Below are 18,844 nucleotides of genomic sequence, written 5' to 3' on the forward strand. Positions count from 1 at the left end.
GTCATGGCCAGCGAGTCAGACCACGCAATCAGTTATCGGCATAGCGCCCCCATAGCTCGTCAAACACCCGACGGTAGTCAGCGAACAACGCAGGGTGGTCAATTACCAGCAGGTTTTCCTCGTTGCCGGTGGTCGCGCTACGGGTCCAGTTGAAGCTGCCATTCAATAGAAAACGGCCATCGAACAGGGCGAATTTATGGTGCATGTGGTACGGCCCAGAGTCGATGCGTAATGGCACACCCTGGCTGCGCAAGCGCTCAATATCGCTGCCCATATCGAACTGCTTTTCGTTATCGGTAATTACCCGCACTGCGATACCGCGCTGGTGGCAGGCCAGAATTTCACTGCTCAACTGGTCGTCAGAGATGGTGTACACGCAGATATCTACCGACTGCCGGGCCTGTCGACAAAGATCGCGAATCTTGCGTCGACAACTTTCGCCGGGGCTGAAATGCGCACTGGCGACTTCCACCCGATTCGGCGCAACACAGCTATCGAGTGTCTTAACAACCTGTTCCAACCACTTCAGCGCAGCCAGCGTGTTGGCCGGTTCGGTCACTAGCTCACGTACCAAGGCGAACGCGCGATTACGCAGATAGCGCACCTGATCCGGGCCCAAATCGCTGCCCAGTTGGCGCAACTCGTCGCGCTCCTCATTGCTCAGCCGCAGATCGGCCAGGCTGTCACGCAACTGCTGATCGAGACGATTGAAATCCATTTAACGTCCTTGTCGTGAGCGCGGTCTATAGCGCCAGGCGGCATAGAGCCCACCGCACAGCGCACCGGCCAGATGATATTCGAAGGAGACGCCTTTCTGCGGCACCAGGCCGAACACCCAGCCTCCATGCAGAAAGAACACTAATACCGCCAGCAGCAGATCAAGCCAACTGCGGCGGAACCACGCCCGCGCCAGCAGCAGCGCCCACAGCCCGAACAGCCAACCGCTGGCGCCAACATGGATGCCCTGGCGGCCGAACAGCCAAACCAATGCACCACTGCCGATGATGATAAACAGGCTGGCCTGGATAAAGTCGCGCCGCGATTCCAGCAAAGCCAGCAGCCCCAGTACCAGCAGGCCGCTGAGATTACTCAACAGATGCAACCAACCACCATGCAGCCAAGGCGCAAAAAAGATACCCGGCAACGACTCAAACCGCCGCGGTATCACGCCCCAAACATTGAGGCTGTAACTACTCAGGCTATTGACCAGTTGCAGCACCAGCATCAGTGCGGCAATGCCCAGCAACAGCTGGACCCGTGGCAACAGCCCGGCCTTCATGGCGACTCGATTTCGCTGTCGCCGGTATCGCTTTCCAAGCGCTGTTCGTGACCCAGTTGCTCGCCTAAATCGCGCAGCTGAGCGGAGATTTCCAGCATGCGGTTGTGGGTGCGCAGGTCGATATCGATTTTCTTGTCCATCGCCTTAACCAGCGGTAGAAAACTGTTCTGCAGGCTTTCAGCCAGGCTTTCCAGTAGCTTTTGCACTGCAGGTTGCGCCGGCGTGATCACCTCCACTTGCGGGCGCAGCTTGCCCAGGCTCTCAAGCCCAGCTAACAGCTGCTCCCAAGGCACAGTAGGCGACTCAGCAGCGGGTTTGTTTGGCGCCAAGCCGCGTACGCCTTCAACCAGATCATTGAGCTGCGCGACCACGCGCCCGCCGACGTCGCTGTCGCTGCCGCCCATAGCCTTGTTACGCATAAAGTCGCGCTTGATCTGCGTCCAGCGCTCGGCCTGGGTGTCGGTCATATTGCCGCGCAATTCCGCCAGCTTGAGCAGGTTTTCCTCGGCGCCCGTGGTGAGCAGCTGTGATTCGCCCTGGTAATGATCGGCGATCAGTTGCAGCACCTCGGCCTCGTTCATCACGGCAGAGATTTTCTCCGCCATCTTGTTCATGTTGCGGTAGCTACCCTGCAACTTGAACGGCGGCTCGGTGCGGTACTGATCAGCCTGGGCGGCGCTGGCGATGTACTGCTGATTGACCCGGCCCACCACATCACGCACCTGCATCAAACGCTGCAAGGTGGTAACGATCTCATTGACCTCGGCGCCGCTGTAGCTGTGACTCAACTCGTTGCTGGAAAACGGCTTGCCTTCGGCCTTGGCGACAAAGCGATAGACATCCGCCATCTCGCGAGTGGCCAGCGGTGCCAGCACCGGATTGGAGGTCAAGCCGTTCTCGATATAGGACAGCGCAAAGGCTTCCTGCATGCCGCCCAAGGTGTCGCCGAGGTTATAGATGTCGGCACGGTTGGCCAGCATATCCGGGATCTTGAACACGTCACCGGACTCGGTGTAAGGGTTGCCCGACATGATCACGCAGAACTTGCGACCACGCATGTCGTAGGTGCGCGTGCGCCCCTTCCATACGCCTTCAATGCGCCGGGTGCCGTCACACAGCGAGATAAATTTCTGCAAGAACTCCGGATGGGTGTGCTGAATATCGTCGAGATAGAGCATCACGTTGTTGCCCATCTCCAGCGCCAGGTTGAGCTTTTCCAGCTCCTGACGCGAGGTGGCGTCCGGCGCCTGAGCCGGATCGAGGGAGCGCACATCGTGCCCCAGCGCCGGGCCATTGATCTTCATAAAGATCAAACCCAGGCGGTGAGCCACGTACTCCATCAAGGTGGTTTTACCGTAACCCGGCGGCGAGATCAGCATCAGCAAGCCGGACAGATCAGAGCGACGATTCTCCCCGGCAGTACCCATTTGCTTGGCTAGGTTGTCGCCGATCACCCCGAGATAGACATCATTGATCAGTTTGTTGCGCACAAAAGAGCTAAGCGGTTTTGGCTTGAACTCGTTAAGGCGCAGCGCCTCACGCTCACGCCCAATCACTTCCTGGCGCAACGCCTGATAGCGCTGCAGCCCCGGCAGAAACTGTTCGCGGTGCACGCGCAGGCGAGCGAAGAAATCATCCACGGCCAGCACCAGCTTCCGCTCGCTTATGCGCGGGTGCTCACCCATCAACTCTTCAACGCTAAAGCGCAGATCCACCTCGGTGACACGCTTGGCCACACCTTCCGGCAGCAGGCTCAAGGCCACAGCTTCCGGCACATAAGCGCTTAGCTCAGCAAACTGTGCATCGGCACACAGGCCGCGCAACCAGTTGTCGACCAACGCCCACTGCGCCGCCGGCCGACCCTGCAATTGCCCGAGGGTCTGCTGGTAAACGTCCCACACATGGGCGGCTTGCAAACGCGCCTGCAACCCGGCAAGCAGCTCGCGGCCGTACTTGCTGAACACGAATTCAATGCGTTCGGCCGCCAGCTCGTGCACCAGGTACTCCGCCGCCTCGACCAGACCGGCCAGAGCGACTTCCATCGCCTGCTGCTGACAGAACCCCGCCATGGCATCGGTAATTTCCGCCTGCAATTGCAGCAGGCCCTGACTCTGGCCGAACAGTTGCTGGATATGCCGGCAGGTTCGCGCCCGCTGCGGCCACTGCCCCGCCGTTTCGACGCCTTGTGCATGGCCCCAAAAGAAGCTGGCGAAACCCCGCGGCAATGCGCCATAACGCAGCAAGCCAGCACTGTCGCGCAGCGGTAGCAGTTGGCTAAGAATCAATGCCGCATCGTGGTCGTGAATGCCCTTTTCGTAGCCTTCCTTGTAGCGCGGCGCGGCAAAGTCACGGATGCTTTTGACCAGCGCTTCCGGCTGTGCCAATTGCTGTTTGAGTAGATCGATACTGAGGCCATCGCGCCCGGCATCGACGGCTGCCAGCACTTCGCCGGCCAGGTATTCGGCGCGGTAGAGCGTGGCGGACTCGGATTCCAGTGATACCTGCCAATAGTCGCGCAGCGTTTCCAGCTCGGCGTTCTGCAGCGGTTCAAGAAACTCAGTGCCGGTCAGGTGCAGGTAGAGCTGATCGCCCCTCGGCATCAGCGTCAGGTCCAGCTCCTGGGTATTGACGCTGAAGCGATGGCGCGGTCCGAGCTTGATGACGTTGCCGCCTTCCTCGAACAGCTCACTTTTGTCGCGCAGGCTGCGTACGGCCTGGTCACGGGCGGCCTTGAGGCGCGCCTCAACATCCTCAGCTTTAACGCTGTCTTTCAGCTCGCGCAGGCGCTCAGTCAGTTCACGCAGCTTGAGAATTAACGGATCAGAGGCGAAAAACGCATTCAGCTCGTCGGGCTTGGTCAGCCGCGCGGTGCGTCGACCGAGGCTTTCCAGAATCCGCCGCGCGGCATCGAGCAAGCCCTGAGCCTTGCGTTGACGCTCGTCGAGCAATGCTTGCTTATGCGCCTCGAAGGTTTCCAGCAACTCTTCACGCTTGGCCAGAATGTCGCCGAGAAATTGCTCGTGGTCACCAAACTGGCTCTCCAGCTCTTCGAGCTGCACCAGCAAGCGCGACAGTTGCTCGTCGCAGCGCTCCGGGTCCTGCGCCATGGCCAAGGCATTGGTGATGCCCTGGCTGAATAGTTTGAACTGCGCACCAAACTGCGCCACGGTCTCAGCCGAACCCAAGCCCTTGCGCCGCTGTTCCGCGCGGGCCTTAGTCTGATTGAGCCGGGCGTAGACCTGAGAAATCGCTTCAACAATCTCGGTGCGCTGCGTGGCGTCATCAATGGGCAGCGACGCCATCAGGCTGGACAACATGTCCAGGTTGCCGGCCATGGCCTGCAGTGCTTGCAATGGCTCATTCAGCTGACTAACGGTTTCAGCCTTCTGCGCCTGGCTATCGAGCAGCCCCAATTGCAGCACATAGGGTTCCAGCGCAGCTTTACTGGCCAAGAAGTTAGAGGTGGCCGCGGCGACGTTGTCCTGAGCGGCCAGAAGATCGGCTTCCATGGCATCGATGCGCGCCACATCGATATAACGGTAATCACGAATAGTCAGCAGTTGACCGCGCTGAGCGTTGATCGCATTGAGCGCATCAACGAAATGCTGCACCTCATCCCAACTGTCGATCAGCAGGCCAGACAACAGCGCTTGCTGCCGTGTCTCGGCTTCGACCATGGCACGGGCCGACTGCTGACGAATGCTCTCAACCTTCTCGAACTCATCGAGCACCAGCTCGCCAGTGGCGGCAATTTCGCGCAACAACGGCGCCATGCCCTGACACTGAGCATCACCCAGCCAGTGATAGATATCGAACAGGCGGCGAGTGTTCTGACAGAGCTGCGTGTAGCGCTGCACCGAGACTTCCGGCGTCTCGATCTCGCGGCTAAGCCCGAGCAGGTCGGAGACGCCACGCACCAGTTCGGCATTGCCGATGCGCCCGAAAAAGCCACCGCGCGCGGGTTGGCGAGCGGCAAAATCATCGCTGCAAAACGGCGTTTGCCAGATCTGCATGGGATGGATACGAGTTGGCTCTGTGCCTTCGGCGGCGAAGATCACCGTACGCCCGTCTTCCAGGCGTGCGTAGCCGTGGCCGAAGATCGGGCTGTGTAACTGGCGATTGATCATGTTGTAGGTAAACAGCGCCGAACGGCCTTCTTCCGGGTGGTAGAAGATGTACTGCACGTCCTCACCATTGGGTGAGCGCACGGCACGCTTGAAGCGCATGCCGTCCATGGGCTGTTCAAAAGCTTTGGACTCACCGTTCTGCAGGTAATAGCCACCTGGGAAGATGATGCCGTGGTCTTCTGGTAGCTGCACGCACGCCAGGCCGATGGCATCGATACGCTCGACCTTGCGGGTCAGGCTGTTGAATACCAGGTAACGCCACTGCTCTTCACGGTACGGCAGCACCTTAAGCAGGATCAAACTGCCCAGTCGGGCATATTCGATCTGCGCATCGTCGAGGGACTGAGTCTTGTCCAGCACCGCCTCGCGGTAGACGCCCTGACCGTCTTCGGTGTTGTTTTCGACCTTGATCGTGAGGTCGCCACCGATGGTCTCGACAAAGATGCTGTCGAGAATGTTCAGATGCGGATGGCGGCCGTTCACCACCATCTCGCGGGATGTCTTCTGCCATTCAAAATCGAACGGCGCGGGCAGCGCTATATCGCGTTCGCCACGGTTGTCGATGTAACGCACGTCCTTGCCGTCGAGCGAGATCGACCAGCGAAACACGCGAATATCGCTGATGCGGTCACCGATCTGGAAGCTGGCCAGCAGCTTGCCGTCACGCACCATCAACTGCAGCAGACGGGTGTTCTTGTAGTAGGTGTAGAGCTCGTTGAAATCATTAACGAAGCTGCTCTGGCCGAGAAAACTGTCGGCCAGTGCGACACTTTCAGCCTCATAGCCTTCGTCTTGCTCGTGCAGGCGATAGAGAGAAAATACGTCCTCGACGCGGGTCTCTTTTTTCAGCCCCAGGAATACGTTGTAGCCAAACAACAGACACTCGCCGACCTGAACAATGTCGCGGGCCGTGCAGTTGTTCTCGGTGCGGATCCGCACCCGTCCGATGACTTCCATCTGGCTGCTGCCAAACTCCTGCACGCGCTGATCATTCAGCGCCTCGGTAGTCTGGCGCAGGCGTAGGCCTTGCTCCTGCAGGCGCTTGTGCAGCACCTCGTAGGCACCGCCTTCGGCGACGGCCTTGTCCAATACGTCCTGTGGCTGGGCTACGGCTGGAGCATCCGACATCGTGGTCTTCCTGAATCTGCGCTGTCTGTAAGCAAAGACGCCCCCGCTCTGGGCGGGGACTGGGACGAGGGCCGGCGGCAACCGGCCGAAGGGGTAAAAGCGAGTAACGCCGCCCCTTAGTTATGCGCCGATTTTTTTCGCAACCTCAGCCAACTTGTCGCGCATGGCCTGGTCGAGCTCCTCCGGTTTGATCCGGGCAATGATGTTCTTCAGTACTCGAATCTCGTTATCGTCGATCACCCCGTCACGCTCGGCGATCTGCAATAGCGTGCTCAACTCCTGTACATCCAGGCGGCCATCGTTGGCGAAGCACTGGATCGAACGGAAGGACATTTCCAAATAATCTCTTGGTTCTGACATGAGATGAAAACCTACTGGGTATTGGCTGAGAAATTAGTTACGAGCGGTTAACGCAAAACGCTTTAAAAAATCACTAAGCGTGAACGAGGCCAAATCACGAAACTCACCGGCATCAAAATAACTGCCAAAGCAGGATGGGCAACTGATTCGGTCAATTTTGTTGTGCACTTGACCCTGTTCGTCGCAGCCCACGTCCAGCATCTTGGCGTAAGCCTTGAGGTCTTCGTGCTCAAGCATGTCAAACCACAGCCCTTTGCAGGCTACACAGCGATCAACCACGCCATCTTGGGTTGGCACTTTTTCCATTGCGGATTGGCATTTTGGACACTGCATAAAATCTCCTCATTTATCCCTGAGCGGCTACCGGCGAGTGATTCGGCCTGATTATTTCCCAGCCTGTTACACATACCTCCGTAGGGTGAGCTGAGCCCACCCTACGACTGCCTTAACCCTCTGCGCTTTCTGCTGCAACCGGCGCCTTAACTTCTGCGGTGCGGCTATTCAGCAAACGCGCCAGTACGTCTTGCACGACCGGGCTCTTGCCGACCACACCTTCGATGGCCTTGCCCACTGACAGCGACTTGGCAAAGGAGTTGAAGAAGTCGCCTTCGCCGCCGACGATCTCGATCTTCGCCTTGGACAGCGCTGCCGACAGTACTTCGGCCTGATCTTTGGCGATTTCCTTGTTGGCGGCGATAGCAGCCATGGCTTCGTCGAAGTTCTTCTCCAGCTGCATGCGGAACTCTTCGTGCTGGCGGGCGTTGTCGCTCAGCGCATCGAGTGCGCTGAACTTCTTGCCCAGGCCTTCGGCTTCGGCATTCAAACGCTCAAGCAACACATGCGCTTCGGCCATACCCAGATCCTGGGTGGCTTTGGCCTTGGCCGCGCCGAGCTGCTCTTCGCCGCGCGCCTGCGCACCGAGGTTTTCTTCCAATACCCGCGCATCGGCCAAGCCATCTTTCTCTTTGGCTGCCGCTTTGGCTTCGGTTACTCGCGCCTCGGCCATGCCCTTTTCTTGCTCGCCCTTGGCTTCGGCGATCAGTTGCTCGGCGTGTACGCGGGCTTCAGCCAAACCTTCCTTCTCCTTGGCCGCAGCAGTGACTTCACGCACTCGCGCATCCGCCAGACCCGGCGCAGCGCGCTCAGCCTCGATGCCTTCAGCCATTTTCTTCATGGCCTCGCTCTGCTTGGCCGCCGCTTCCAACTCGGCCTGGGCCAGGTTGTTGATTTCCACCGCCTTGTGCTGCGAGCGCGTTTCGTCGGCTTCAGCCTGCTTGACCTGACGTACCAGTTCTTGCTCGGCTTCGGCCTGGGCGTTGAGCACCATGACCTGCTTATTGCGGTCCGCTTCGGACACTTCGCGCACTTCCTTGATGCGCTCTTCTTCCTGGGCCACGGTTTTCTCGACCGCCACGCGCTCGCGGATCACCCCGGCAATATTTTTGCGTTCGACTTCCAGGGCTTTCTCTTTCTCGATGCGTTGCAGTTCGACTTCACGTTCGCGAGAGACGATTTCCAAGTCCTTGGCTCGGGTGACTTTTTCCACCTCGATAACTACCGCACGTTGGCGGTTCTGCTGCGCCACTTCGACTTCGCGCTGATGGTTCTCGGCGCGGATATCCAGTTCCTGCTGGGTATTGATACGTGCCTGCTCGGACTTCAAACGCTCTTCTTCCTGCACTTTGAGCGTTTCGGCTTCCTCACGAGCCCGAATGGTTTCAATCTCGCGCTTCTGCCGCGCCACTGCATCGGCTTCCTGGCGCTCGAGGGACAGTGTGGCTTCGCGGGTTTCAACGTTCTTTTTCTTGATCGCCAGCTCTTCGTTACGCTCCAGTTCGTTGGTGATAACGTTCTGCGCAGCCGTCAGCTCGGTGATCTTGCGAATACCTTGAGCATCGAGAATATTGCTCGGATCAAGCGACGCTTTGGAGGTCTGTTCCAGGTAGTCGATGGCCACGTCTTCGAGCACATAACCGTTGAGGTCGTTGCCGATCACCTCGACGATACGATCACGGAAATCCTGACGATTTTCGAACAGCTGGACGAAGTCGAACTGCTTGCCAACAGTCTTCAATGCTTCGGAAAATTTGGCGTTGAACAGCTCGTTGACGGCTGCACGGTCAGAGGCGCGATCAACGCCAATGGCCTTGGCCACCTTGAGCACGTCCTGCTGGGTTTCATTGACCCGTAAGTAGAACGCCACCGTGATGTCAGCGCGCATGTTGTCCTTGCAGATCAACCCATCCTTGGCGCGACGATCAACCTCCAGGGTAATCAAGGAGATCTTCATGAACTCCTTGAGGTTGATCACCGGGTAGACCAAGGCCCCGGTGAAATGCACCTTGGGCGTGGCAGACATGTCGTTGACGATCAACGCCGTACCTTGTGGCACCTTGATATAGAAGGCCTTGAATAGCAGCAGCAATCCAAATACAAGAAGGACGACGCAACCCAATATAAGTGCGCCCATTATTAGAATGTCATTCATTGAAATCTCAGCTCCTTTGATTGCTGATTAAATGCCTTGGAACTCTTCCACACTGAGCACCCGATAGGCGTTTTCGGCCTCCAGATACTCCAGCAACACGACATGATCGCCGCGCTTGAACCCCATTGATTCGTCTGCCCGCACCTTCAGAATCAGGCCCGCCCCGCCATCTTCAAAAGTCGCTTCGCCATGGTTCAAGGTCACGCGGGAACTGCGAACCACCGCGGTCTGCCCCAGAAATGACCGCGAGGCCGGTGCCTCGAACTTTAGGAATAGTTTGCGCAACGGCTTGCAAAACGCAGCGGCCGGAGGGACAGCCACAAACAATACCCCCACTGCCACCACCAGCCCCAGGGGATAACGCAACCAGCCCAATGGCAGATAGCTAAGCAACAGTGATTCGATGAGATAACTGATGACCCAGCTGAACATCGCCAGCAAGGTCAATACGATGGTAATCGGCACACCGCCGAGACCGAGCTTGAGTAGAAGTCCAGCAAGCCCCTCCGCTTGCAGCCCATCTCCTTCCAATGCTGAATCGCCTTCGATATCCAGCACATCGATTTCCACTGCGCCTAAAGCAGCGAAGAGCCAATAGACCATCATCAGACTCAGCAGAAAACTGAAAATCAGCGTGGGAAACGCAAGGGCATTCTGCAGGAAGATATCCATGGTTTTCCTATCCCTGAGAGAACCTAGGCGGGACCTAACGGCCCCACCGGCTTATTGGCGAGCGAGCTAAAATTAGGCCTTGGCCTGGCTCTTCAGTCGCGCCAGCACGCTGTCGGCACTGGCGTTGTCCGCGACGATACCCGCCGCACGCAACTTGGCATCCAAGGCATCATCCGGTGCGCTGGTTGCGGCCAGCTCAGCAGAGGCCTCCATCTTGGCTGCACGCTCGGCTTGCTTGAGCTTGATGCGTTCCAGCGACTCAACCGCGGTATGCAACTTGGCCTGTGAACCGCCGTAACGCTGCGCCACCGCCATCTGCGCCTTCTGCACGCTTTCAGTGGCTTTAACCGTATCAACCTGCTGCTTCAGGCGCTTGATATGCCCTTCTGCCTGGGTCACAGCCTTGCGTAGCTGCGCAACGCTGGCGGCAAAACCCTCAGCCTGCTCGTGGTCGCTAGCCTGCTCGGTTTCCAGATTGGCGATCTTCTCGGCAATTTCTTTAGCCAGGGCTTCATTGCCGGCATCCAAGGCCTTGAGTGCGTACTGCTCGTACTCGGAGACCTTCGCCGTGCTCTTGCTCAGGCGATCACTGGCCAATTTTTGCTTGGCCATAATTTCAGCCAAAGCTTCCTTGGACTTGCGCAGCTCCAGGTCGGCATCACGAATCTCTTGATCGAGAATACGCAGCGCCTGACCATCCACTACGGCTTCGCCCACTTCATTCGCGCCGCCACGCAGCGCCGTTAGCAACTTGCTCCAGACGTTCATCGCATCTCTCCTTAAGCGTCGACCTTGAGGAAGCCTTCGTAGGCTTCGGTGGCCTTGATCACGTTGTCGGCCAGCAATTCGATCTCGAAGACCACATCGGTCAAGGTCGAGGCCGAGCTCAGCGCACCAAACATGGTGTAGCAAGGCTGACCGTCCGGCAGAGTTTCCAGGCCGATAGAGGACAGCGGGAACAGCTTGTGGGTGCGCAGCACCTCTTCATTGAAAGCAGCACTGTCACGCACATCGGCGGCGGGCCAAAGCAGGCTTTCAACCACAATCTGCTCGCCAAACACTGCAATAAACACTGGCAGATCACCGTATTCATGCATGGTGACATGCAAGCTGGCATCAGCACTTTGAATCAACTCAATGCTCGCCAGTCCGCCTTTGAATAGCTCGGCAGCCGAGAGTGCATCGTACAAAGCCTGTGCAGTCCATACCTGCGGCATGCTCATACCCTCCTCCTTTTCCATAGAAGCCAGCTTGACTGATTGCGGCTGGCGAAGTTTCCGCTCAAACGCCATAAGCAGTGGAGCATGCTCTGGCAATATCCAAACCTCTTTCTTCACCAAGCCCTGCTCGCGCAGGCGCTGACGAAAAAGACGCTGGTAATGGGCTGATGATTTGCTTTCCATAAACGCAGCCTAGACCCACACATGTAATGAATCAAGTTATCACATGTAATATTTTCAAGAATTCATCTCACCAACAATCAGGCACGCGAACGCAACCCGGAAAGAGCGGTGATAGAAAAGTTAAGAAGGGAGGAGTAATGCAGAAGATAAACCATCCAGGTTTGCTGACATCAAGCATCCATTTGTAGCCGCAGTTTAACGCCAGACCACCCGCCAACTAAACCACCAATACTGCCAACAGCATCCCAGCCAGCGCTGCTCGATAGCTTTCATGGACATATGACGCAGCACCCCACAATCGAATAGCCTTGAGCAGCCCAAGCACAACGGAAGCCCCCATGAGCACAATCAACAAACCTCTCGCAGGCCTGAAAGTCATCGAACTCGGCACCCTGATCGCCGGCCCTTTTGCCGCACGTATCTGCGCCGAATTTGGTGCGGAGGTGATCAAGGTAGAATCGCCGGATGGTGGCGATCCGCTGCGCAAGTGGCGCAAGCTTTATGAAGGAACGTCGCTGTGGTGGTTTGTGCAGGCGCGCAATAAACAATCAATCACCCTCAACCTTAAGCATGAGGCCGGGCTGGAGGTGCTGAAAAAGCTGCTCAGCGAGGCCGACATCCTCATCGAGAACTTCCGCCCCGGCGTGCTGGAGAAACTCGGTCTGGGCTGGGAGGTATTGCACGCACTAAATCCCAAGCTGGTAATGGTGCGCCTCTCCGGTTTTGGCCAGAGCGGGCCGATGAAAGACCAGCCAGGTTTCGGCGCCGTCGGCGAATCCATGGGCGGGCTGCGCTATATCACCGGCTTCGAAGATCGCCCACCGGTGCGCACTGGTATCTCGATTGGAGACTCAATTGCGGCGTTGTGGGGCGTGATCGGCGCACTGATGGCGCTGCGGCATCGCGAGGTCAACGGCGGTAGCGGCCAGGTGGTCGACGTAGCTCTGTACGAGGCGATCTTCGCGATGATGGAATCCATGATTCCAGAGTTCGACGTGTTTGGCTTTATTCGCGAGCGCAGCGGCAACATCATGCCGGGCATCACGCCCTCCTCCATCCATACCAGCAGCGACGGCAAGCACATCCAGATTGGCGCCAACGGCGATGCCATTTTCAAGCGCTTTATGCAGGCTATCGGCCGTGACGATCTCGCCGAGGCGGCAGACCTGGCCAGCAATGATGGTCGCGACGCGCGACGTGATGAACTCTACGGGGTGATCGATCGCTGGGTGGGCTCACTGCCGCTTGAACAGGTACTGGCCACGCTGAACCAGGCCGAGGTGCCGGCAAGCCGTATTTTCAGCGCTGAGGATATGTTTAACGACCCGCAGTACCTGGCACGCGAGATGTTCCTCAGCGCTAAGCTGCCAGACGGCAAGCCGTTCAAGATGCCAGGCATCGTGCCCAAACTGAGCGACACCCCAGGCGGCATCGAGTGGGTGGGGCCCGAACTGGGTGAGCACAATGACCCGATATTGAGCCGACTGGGTTATAGCCTCGAACAGATCAAAGCTCTGCGCAGTGCAGGCGCCATCTAGCCAATCACTCCGATAACACCCACCAAGCGTACATGCAGGGGCAACCAGGGTTAGCTAGAGGCGAACAGCGTACTTGGCATAAATTCTGTCCATAACGCCTCGCCGCTTGAGCTCTAGGATTGCCGCATCTAGCTTATCCAACCAGACTTCATGGCGCGGATGCACCCGCATACTCACATCAAAAGAGCTCATCACATCGCCAATTTCGAGGAGGCTGTACTCGGGGTTCTTGGCCTGGCTGTATTGAGCTATGGCCTTATTGACCACAATTTGCTCGAAGCGCGACTTCGCCAGCATCTCTAGCAATTGCGCTTCATTCAATCCATTGCGCCGATCAATCTGCCCCGCCTCAATTAACGGCCGGAGGTCAGGGTACGCATAACCGCGCACCAGCCCCACCGACTTTCCACGTAAATCCTCTGGCCGAGACACTGGAAAAGCCTTGCCCGGCGCAAACACCATGACATCAACAACCTTGCCAAACGGCACCGAGAATACGCCCGGCGTCGCCTGGCCATGCACCCACCCAGGGTAAACACCTGGCTCTATATCAAGCTGCCCACCATTAAACAGCAGACCGATGCGTGGATAGGGGTAGTACTGCACGCTGAAGGTATCCCCCATCAGCACACCCAGCTCATCAAATATGTCCTGATAGATACCCGTTTTACCCTGCTCAATCATCATCGGCGGATAGTTATAGAAGCCAACCTCGAAGGTAGCGGCATTGGCGCTCACTGAGGAACAGGCAGAACACAGTAGAAAAACCGACTTAATTAACCACTTCACACTGTCACCCTAATGCCCTCACTGCGTTACAGGCTACCGCTAGAACTTACCAAACAGCCAAGCCACTACAACCCCCAACACAAACAACCCCAGCAACCAGAAAAACACTCCATGGCCGCCAGGCTGCACCACCGCGCCGTCGACTACCTGGCGCTCAAGCGGGCAGTTATCCACGGCGTCCTTGGCCTCTTTCAACCCGACGCCCCTTAACTCACGCAACAACTTTACCGCTTCGATTTTCTGTTCACGCTGCAACGCTGCCACCACCTGCGGCGGTAAGTCTTGATTGAGTTCAGCCATCACACACTCCACACAGGCAATCTATCCAGAGCATAGCCGTAAAAAAAGCCGGCCCCTTGCGGGCACCGGCTTTATCGACAAACGCCAGGGTTACAACGGCTTACCACGATTGCCGTGTGCGGCCACGAAGTTCTGGACGGCTTTCAGGTCATTGGCCAATACCGTGCAGCGCTCTTCGCGCTCAAACAGATCGGCCAGGTGCGGCGGCAATGCAGGCGCCCGACCGACACCCGCCTTCTCCACGGCCTCTGGGAACTTAACCGGATGCGCGGTACCGAGAATCACCATCGGTGTACTCAGGTTGCGGCGGCACTCACGCGCAGCACGCACACCAATCGCGGTGTGCGGATCGAGCAGCTCACCACACTCGGCATACACCTGGGCGATGGTCGCGCAGGTATCAGCATCGTTCACAGCCAACGAATCGAACAGCTTGCGCGCTTCGGTCCAGCGGTCCTGATCGACGCTAAAACCGCCACCCTGCTTAAAGTTGGCCATCAACTGACCAATAGCAGCGCCATTGCGACCGTGCAGATCGAACAGCAGGCGCTCGAAGTTCGACGAAACCATGATATCCATGGACGGCGACAGGGTTGGGTGCAGCTCGCCCTTCACGTACTGGTTGCCACTCATAAAGCGGTGCAGGATGTCGTTGCGGTTGGTGGCGACGATCAGCTGGCTGATCGGCAGACCCATATTGCGCGCCAGGTAGCCGGCGAAGATGTCGCCGAAGTTACCGGTCGGCACCGAGAACGCGATGGAACGCGCCGGGCCGCCCAGCTGCAGGGCTGCATGGAAGTAGTAAACGATCTGGGCCATGATCCGCGCCCAGTTGATCGAGTTGACCGCCACCAAACGGGTGCCCTTGAGGAAGTCCTGATCAGCGAAGCTGTCCTTGACCATCTCCTGGCAATCATCGAAGTTACCTTCGATGGCGATGTTATGGATGTTGTCGCCGAAGATGGTGGTCATCTGCCGACGCTGCACCTCAGACACGCGGTTGTGCGGGTGCATGATGAAAATATCGACGTTATCGCAAGCCTTGCAGCCTTCGATCGCCGCCGAGCCGGTATCACCGGAAGTGGCACCCATGATCACCACACGCTCGTTCCGCTTGGCCAGCACGTAGTCGAGCAGGCGGCCGAGCAGTTGCAGGGCGAAGTCTTTGAAGGCCAGGGTCGGACCGTGGAACAGCTCCAGCACCCACTCGTTGCCATTGAGCTGACGCAGCGGGGCTACTGCGTTATGGGCAAAAACGCCGTAGGTTTCTTCGAGAATTTTCTTGAAATCCGCATCCGGGATGCTGCCAGTGACAAACGGGCGCATCACGCGAAAGGCCAGCTCGTGGTACGGCAGGCCCGCCCACGAAGCAATTTCTTCCTGGGTAAAACGCGGCAGGTTTTCCGGCACATACAGACCGCCATCACTGGCCAGGCCGGCGAGCAGCACGTCTTCGAAATTCAGGGCCGGTGCCTGGCCACGTGTACTGATATAGCGCATAGGGGCAAACCTTCGATTCAATCTTCAAGCGTCAAGCCGCAGCTGCCTGCTGCACCTGCGGCCGGCGACGGATTAGTTCAACTGCTCGACGCGGATACGCACAACGCTGCCGACCACATCAGTCAGCGCTTCGAGGGCGCTGATCGCCTCATTGATCTGTGCTTCAACCACACGATGAGTGACCAGGATCATTGGCACCAGGCCGTCCTGCTCCTCGACTTCCTTCTGCATGATCGACTCGATATTAATCCCGCGGGCCGACAAAATACTCGCCACCTGGGCCAATACGCCCGGATGATCCTTGGCTTGGATACGCAGGTAATAAGCGCTCTCACAGGCCTCGATCGGCAAAATCGGGTGATCGGACAGCGAATCCGGCTGGAAGGCCAAATGCGGCACGCGGTTGGTCGGGTCGGCTGTCAGCGCACGCACCACATCAACCAGATCAGCAATCACCGAGGACGCGGTCGGCTCCATGCCAGCGCCAGCGCCGTAGAACAGCGTGCTACCGGCGGCGTCGCCGTTGACCATCACGGCATTCATCACACCGTTGACGTTGGCGATCAAGCGATCCGCCGGGATCAGTGTCGGGTGTACGCGCAGCTCGATGCCGGCGTCCGTACGACGCGCCACACCGAGGTGCTTGATGCGATAGCCCAGCGCCTCGGCGTAGTTCACGTCAGCGGTGGTCAGTTTGGTGATGCCTTCGGTGTAGGCCTTGTCGAACTGCAGCGGAATGCCAAAGGCGATAGACGCCAGAATGGTCAGCTTGTGCGCGGCATCGATGCCTTCGACGTCAAAAGTCGGGTCGGCTTCGGCATAACCCAGCGCCTGCGCCTCAGCCAACACGTCGTCGAAGGTGCGACCCTTCTCGCGCATTTCGCTGAGGATAAAGTTACCGGTGCCGTTGATGATGCCAGCCAACCAGTTGATACGGTTGGCAGCCAGACCTTCGCGAATCGCCTTGATCACCGGGATGCCACCGGCAACAGCGGCTTCGAAGGCGACGATCACGCCCTTCTCGCGGGCCTTGGCGAAAATTTCATTGCCGTGCACAGCGATCAGCGCCTTGTTCGCGGTAACCACGTGCTTGCCGTTGTCGATGGCCTTGAGCACCAGCTCCTTGGCCAGGGTGTAGCCACCGATCAGCTCGATAACGATATCGATCTCGGGGTTGTTCACCAGCTCAAACACATCGCTGGTCATGCTAATACCGGTGGTATCGTACTGCGGCTTGGGCGAGCGAATGGCGATCTGGGCAATCTCAATGCCGCGACCGGCGCGACGCGTGATTTCCTCAGCGTTACGCTTAAGTACATTCAACGTACCGCCACCGACAGTACCCAACCCACAGATGCCTACTTTAACCGGCTTCACACTGAACTCCCCATCTGCACTGCGTAAAACGGCCGGAGCAAGCCCCGGCCGTAGAAAAAGAGCCGCACCATACGAAGCGGCTGTTTATTAGTCAATCAGGCGCACGCCTTAGACTACTTGGACTCCAGGGCGATTTTCGCCAGCTGCGGCGCGGGCTGATAGCCCGGAATGATCTTACCGTTGGCCAACACGATGGCGGGCGTGCCGCTGACACCGATCATCTGCCCCAAGGCAAACTGCTTGGCAACTGGGCTGTCGCACTGCGCATCAGCCACACTCTGGCGGCTTTTCGCGCGGTTCATGGCATCTTGCTGATCCTTCGCGCACCAGACATTGGACAGTTCTTTGGCCGCTTCGCTTTCCAGCCCCTGACGCGGGAAGGCTAGGTAACGCACCTCGACACCCAAGCGGTTCAGCTCAGGCACTTCGCTGTGCAGTTTCTGGCAATAGCCGCAATCAGTGTCGGTAAATACGGTGATATGGGTTTTCGGCTGCTTGGGCGCAAACACCACCATCTCTGAGGCAGGGATGGCATCCAGAAGCTTGACCACACCACGGCTTTCGGCGGCTTCAGTGAGGTTCACGGGCTTGCCATTCTTGACCTGAAACAGATAGCCCTGCAGCAGAAATTGGCCGTCAGCACTGGTGTACAGCTGCCGACCACCGGCCAGCTCAACCTGATAAACGCCTGGCATTGGGCTTTCGGCAATAGCCTCAACCGCCATGGTAGGGTCAATAGCCTTGAGGGTATTTCGAATAGCCTGATCGGCATCCGCGGCAACACTCATGGTGCTGACCAGACCCAGGGCCAACGCGACAGCAATGCGGTTAAAACGCATACAAACTCCTAGCCAAAGACGATCTTATGAGACATCGGCGCAGCCTATCATAGAAGCCCGCACAGACCGACCACGGCAGGCCAGACGGCGTCCTCAGCCACGCGGATGGTGCTGCGCATGCAGTTCTTGCAAGCGTGCACGGGCAATGTGGGTATAAATCTGCGTAGTGGAAAGGTTGCTGTGCCCCAGCAGCATCTGCACCACCCGCAAATCCGCGCCGTGATTAAGTAAATGCGTAGCAAAGGCATGCCGCAAGGTATGCGGCGACAAACTCTTGGCAATCCCCGCCACCCGAGCCTGATGCTTGATGCGGTACCAGAAGGCCTGTCGACTCATCTGCTCGCCTCGCATACTGGGGAACAGCACATCACTGGGCTTTCCATCCAACAAAAAGGGGCGTGCCTCCTTGCTGTAACGCTCGATCCAGGCAATCGCCTCCTCGCCCAGCGGCACCAAGCGTTCTTTGCTGCCTTTACCAAAAACCCGCAGGACACCCTGACGTAGATTGACCTGCTCAAGGGTCAAGCCGATCAACTCACTGACGCGCAAACCACAGGCGTATAACACCTCAAGCATGGCGCGATCACGCAGACCAATGGGATCGTCCAACTCCGGTGCGGCCAGCAAGGCTTCTACATCCGCCTCGGACAGCGACTTGGGCAGCGGCCGACCCAGCTGTGGCATATCCACCTGCAAGGTCGGATCATGGCTGATCAACTGCTCGCGCAAGAGAAACCGATAGAAGCCACGCAGCCCCGACAACAACCTCGCGGTAGAGCGCGCCTTGTAGCCATCATTCAGGCGCCAGGCCAGGTGATCCAGGATCAACTCCCGCCCGGCGTCAGCCAACTGCACATCGCGCGCCAGCAACCAACCATTAAACAGCGCCAAATCACTGCGATAGGCCGCACGCGTGTGCGCCGAAAGCCCCTTCTCCAACCACAGGGCTTCAACAAAACGATCAATCAAAGGGTGGTCGATGGCGGGCATGCGGGACTATGGCGGCAGTTGAAAGCGGGTTAGTCTTTCACACCTTGGCCACGC

Annotated in this window: 16 protein-coding genes; 1 reads left to right on the forward strand and 15 read right to left on the reverse strand. The window is 58.0% G+C overall.

Going from position 1 to position 18,844, the window contains the following annotated elements; translation table 11 throughout:
- Positions 1 to 28 precede the first annotated feature (28 nt).
- From D8779_RS02035 to bacA, 9 genes are all read right to left on the reverse strand, one after another.
- Positions 29 to 718 carry a phospholipase D-like domain-containing protein gene (locus D8779_RS02035; protein ID WP_136662800.1) on the reverse strand — a complete coding sequence of 230 codons (690 nt, stop codon included), beginning with the start codon at positions 716 to 718 and terminating at the stop codon, positions 29 to 31.
- Positions 719 to 1,279 (reverse strand): rhomboid family intramembrane serine protease, encoded by a 561-nt coding sequence (locus D8779_RS02040; RefSeq protein WP_136662801.1) that lies wholly within the window; start codon positions 1,277 to 1,279, stop codon positions 719 to 721.
- Complete coding sequence (locus D8779_RS02045) at positions 1,276 to 6,534, reverse strand: DNA repair ATPase (RefSeq protein ID WP_136662802.1); 5,259 nt, start codon at positions 6,532 to 6,534, stop codon at positions 1,276 to 1,278. Before D8779_RS02045 ends, D8779_RS02040 begins: the two co-directional genes overlap by 4 nt.
- 120 nt (positions 6,535 to 6,654) lie before the next feature.
- Entirely contained in the window at positions 6,655 to 6,894 is a 240-nt protein-coding gene (locus tag D8779_RS02050; protein ID WP_136662803.1) for a hypothetical protein, read from the reverse strand.
- A gap of 33 nt (positions 6,895 to 6,927) precedes the next feature.
- On the reverse strand, positions 6,928 to 7,227 hold the full coding sequence (locus D8779_RS02055; RefSeq protein WP_136662804.1) for a TFIIB-type zinc ribbon-containing protein: 300 nt from the start codon (positions 7,225 to 7,227) through the stop codon (positions 6,928 to 6,930).
- Positions 7,228 to 7,339: 112 nt separating this feature from the next.
- On the reverse strand, positions 7,340 to 9,382 hold the full coding sequence (locus D8779_RS02060) for a flotillin family protein (RefSeq protein WP_136662805.1): 2,043 nt from the start codon (positions 9,380 to 9,382) through the stop codon (positions 7,340 to 7,342).
- Positions 9,383 to 9,409: 27 nt separating this feature from the next.
- Entirely contained in the window at positions 9,410 to 10,054 is a 645-nt protein-coding gene (locus D8779_RS02065; protein WP_136662806.1) for an OB-fold-containig protein, read from the reverse strand.
- A 72-nt stretch (positions 10,055 to 10,126) separates the two neighbouring features.
- The gene (locus D8779_RS02070) at positions 10,127 to 10,822 is read right to left on the reverse strand and encodes a PspA/IM30 family protein (protein WP_136662807.1); all 696 of its coding nucleotides are present in this window, start codon (positions 10,820 to 10,822) and stop codon (positions 10,127 to 10,129) included.
- Positions 10,823 to 10,833: 11 nt separating this feature from the next.
- Positions 10,834 to 11,457: a biofilm formation regulator BacA gene (gene bacA / locus D8779_RS02075; RefSeq protein ID WP_136662808.1), complete on the reverse strand. Its 624-nt coding sequence runs from the start codon at positions 11,455 to 11,457 to the stop codon at positions 10,834 to 10,836.
- Positions 11,458 to 11,795: 338 nt separating this feature from the next.
- Between bacA and D8779_RS02080 the strand changes: the two genes are divergently transcribed.
- Positions 11,796 to 12,995, forward strand: coding sequence for a CaiB/BaiF CoA transferase family protein (locus D8779_RS02080; protein WP_136662809.1), 1,200 nt, complete (start codon positions 11,796 to 11,798; stop codon positions 12,993 to 12,995).
- Between the two features lie 54 nt (positions 12,996 to 13,049).
- Here D8779_RS02080 and D8779_RS02085 read toward each other — a convergent pair whose 3' ends face one another.
- The 6 genes from D8779_RS02085 to xerD all read right to left on the reverse strand — a co-directional run bounded on the left by D8779_RS02085 (position 13,050) and on the right by xerD (position 18,790).
- Positions 13,050 to 13,733 carry a substrate-binding periplasmic protein gene (locus D8779_RS02085; RefSeq protein WP_136662810.1) on the reverse strand — a complete coding sequence of 228 codons (684 nt, stop codon included), beginning with the start codon at positions 13,731 to 13,733 and terminating at the stop codon, positions 13,050 to 13,052.
- Between the two features lie 90 nt (positions 13,734 to 13,823).
- Complete coding sequence (locus tag D8779_RS02090; RefSeq protein WP_136662811.1) at positions 13,824 to 14,084, reverse strand: ribosomal protein L7/L12; 261 nt, start codon at positions 14,082 to 14,084, stop codon at positions 13,824 to 13,826.
- Between the two features lie 90 nt (positions 14,085 to 14,174).
- Positions 14,175 to 15,584 (reverse strand): threonine synthase, encoded by a 1,410-nt coding sequence (gene thrC / locus D8779_RS02095; protein WP_136662812.1) that lies wholly within the window; start codon positions 15,582 to 15,584, stop codon positions 14,175 to 14,177.
- Between the two features lie 72 nt (positions 15,585 to 15,656).
- Positions 15,657 to 16,961: a homoserine dehydrogenase gene (locus tag D8779_RS02100; protein ID WP_136662813.1), complete on the reverse strand. Its 1,305-nt coding sequence runs from the start codon at positions 16,959 to 16,961 to the stop codon at positions 15,657 to 15,659.
- A gap of 113 nt (positions 16,962 to 17,074) precedes the next feature.
- Positions 17,075 to 17,800 carry a bifunctional protein-disulfide isomerase/oxidoreductase DsbC gene (dsbC, locus tag D8779_RS02105; protein WP_136662814.1) on the reverse strand — a complete coding sequence of 242 codons (726 nt, stop codon included), beginning with the start codon at positions 17,798 to 17,800 and terminating at the stop codon, positions 17,075 to 17,077.
- Between the two features lie 93 nt (positions 17,801 to 17,893).
- On the reverse strand, positions 17,894 to 18,790 hold the full coding sequence (gene xerD, locus D8779_RS02110; protein WP_136662815.1) for a site-specific tyrosine recombinase XerD: 897 nt from the start codon (positions 18,788 to 18,790) through the stop codon (positions 17,894 to 17,896).
- Positions 18,791 to 18,844 lie beyond the last annotated feature (54 nt).

Origin of the sequence: Pseudomonas leptonychotis (assembly GCF_004920405.1) — a bacterium.
Lineage (GTDB): Bacteria > Pseudomonadota > Gammaproteobacteria > Pseudomonadales > Pseudomonadaceae > Aquipseudomonas > Aquipseudomonas leptonychotis.

Excerpts from the sequence above, each read along its gene's own strand:
- D8779_RS02035 (WP_136662800.1), bottom strand. The coding sequence starts at position 718 with ATGGATTTCAATCGTCTCGATCAGCAGTTGCGTGACAGCCTGGCCGAT.
- D8779_RS02040 (WP_136662801.1), bottom strand. The coding sequence starts at position 1,279 with ATGAAGGCCGGGCTGTTGCCACGGGTCCAGCTGTTGCTGGGCATTGCC.
- D8779_RS02045 (WP_136662802.1), bottom strand. The coding sequence starts at position 6,534 with ATGTCGGATGCTCCAGCCGTAGCCCAGCCACAGGACGTATTGGACAAG.
- D8779_RS02050 (WP_136662803.1), bottom strand. The coding sequence starts at position 6,894 with ATGTCAGAACCAAGAGATTATTTGGAAATGTCCTTCCGTTCGATCCAG.
- D8779_RS02055 (WP_136662804.1), bottom strand. The coding sequence starts at position 7,227 with ATGCAGTGTCCAAAATGCCAATCCGCAATGGAAAAAGTGCCAACCCAA.
- D8779_RS02060 (WP_136662805.1), bottom strand. The coding sequence starts at position 9,382 with ATGAATGACATTCTAATAATGGGCGCACTTATATTGGGTTGCGTCGTC.
- D8779_RS02065 (WP_136662806.1), bottom strand. The coding sequence starts at position 10,054 with ATGGATATCTTCCTGCAGAATGCCCTTGCGTTTCCCACGCTGATTTTC.
- D8779_RS02070 (WP_136662807.1), bottom strand. The coding sequence starts at position 10,822 with ATGAACGTCTGGAGCAAGTTGCTAACGGCGCTGCGTGGCGGCGCGAAT.
- bacA (WP_136662808.1), bottom strand. The coding sequence starts at position 11,457 with ATGGAAAGCAAATCATCAGCCCATTACCAGCGTCTTTTTCGTCAGCGC.
- D8779_RS02080 (WP_136662809.1), top strand. The coding sequence starts at position 11,796 with ATGAGCACAATCAACAAACCTCTCGCAGGCCTGAAAGTCATCGAACTC.
- D8779_RS02090 (WP_136662811.1), bottom strand. The coding sequence starts at position 14,084 with ATGGCTGAACTCAATCAAGACTTACCGCCGCAGGTGGTGGCAGCGTTG.
- thrC (WP_136662812.1), bottom strand. The coding sequence starts at position 15,584 with ATGCGCTATATCAGTACACGTGGCCAGGCACCGGCCCTGAATTTCGAA.
- dsbC (WP_136662814.1), bottom strand. The coding sequence starts at position 17,800 with ATGCGTTTTAACCGCATTGCTGTCGCGTTGGCCCTGGGTCTGGTCAGC.
- xerD (WP_136662815.1), bottom strand. The coding sequence starts at position 18,790 with ATGCCCGCCATCGACCACCCTTTGATTGATCGTTTTGTTGAAGCCCTG.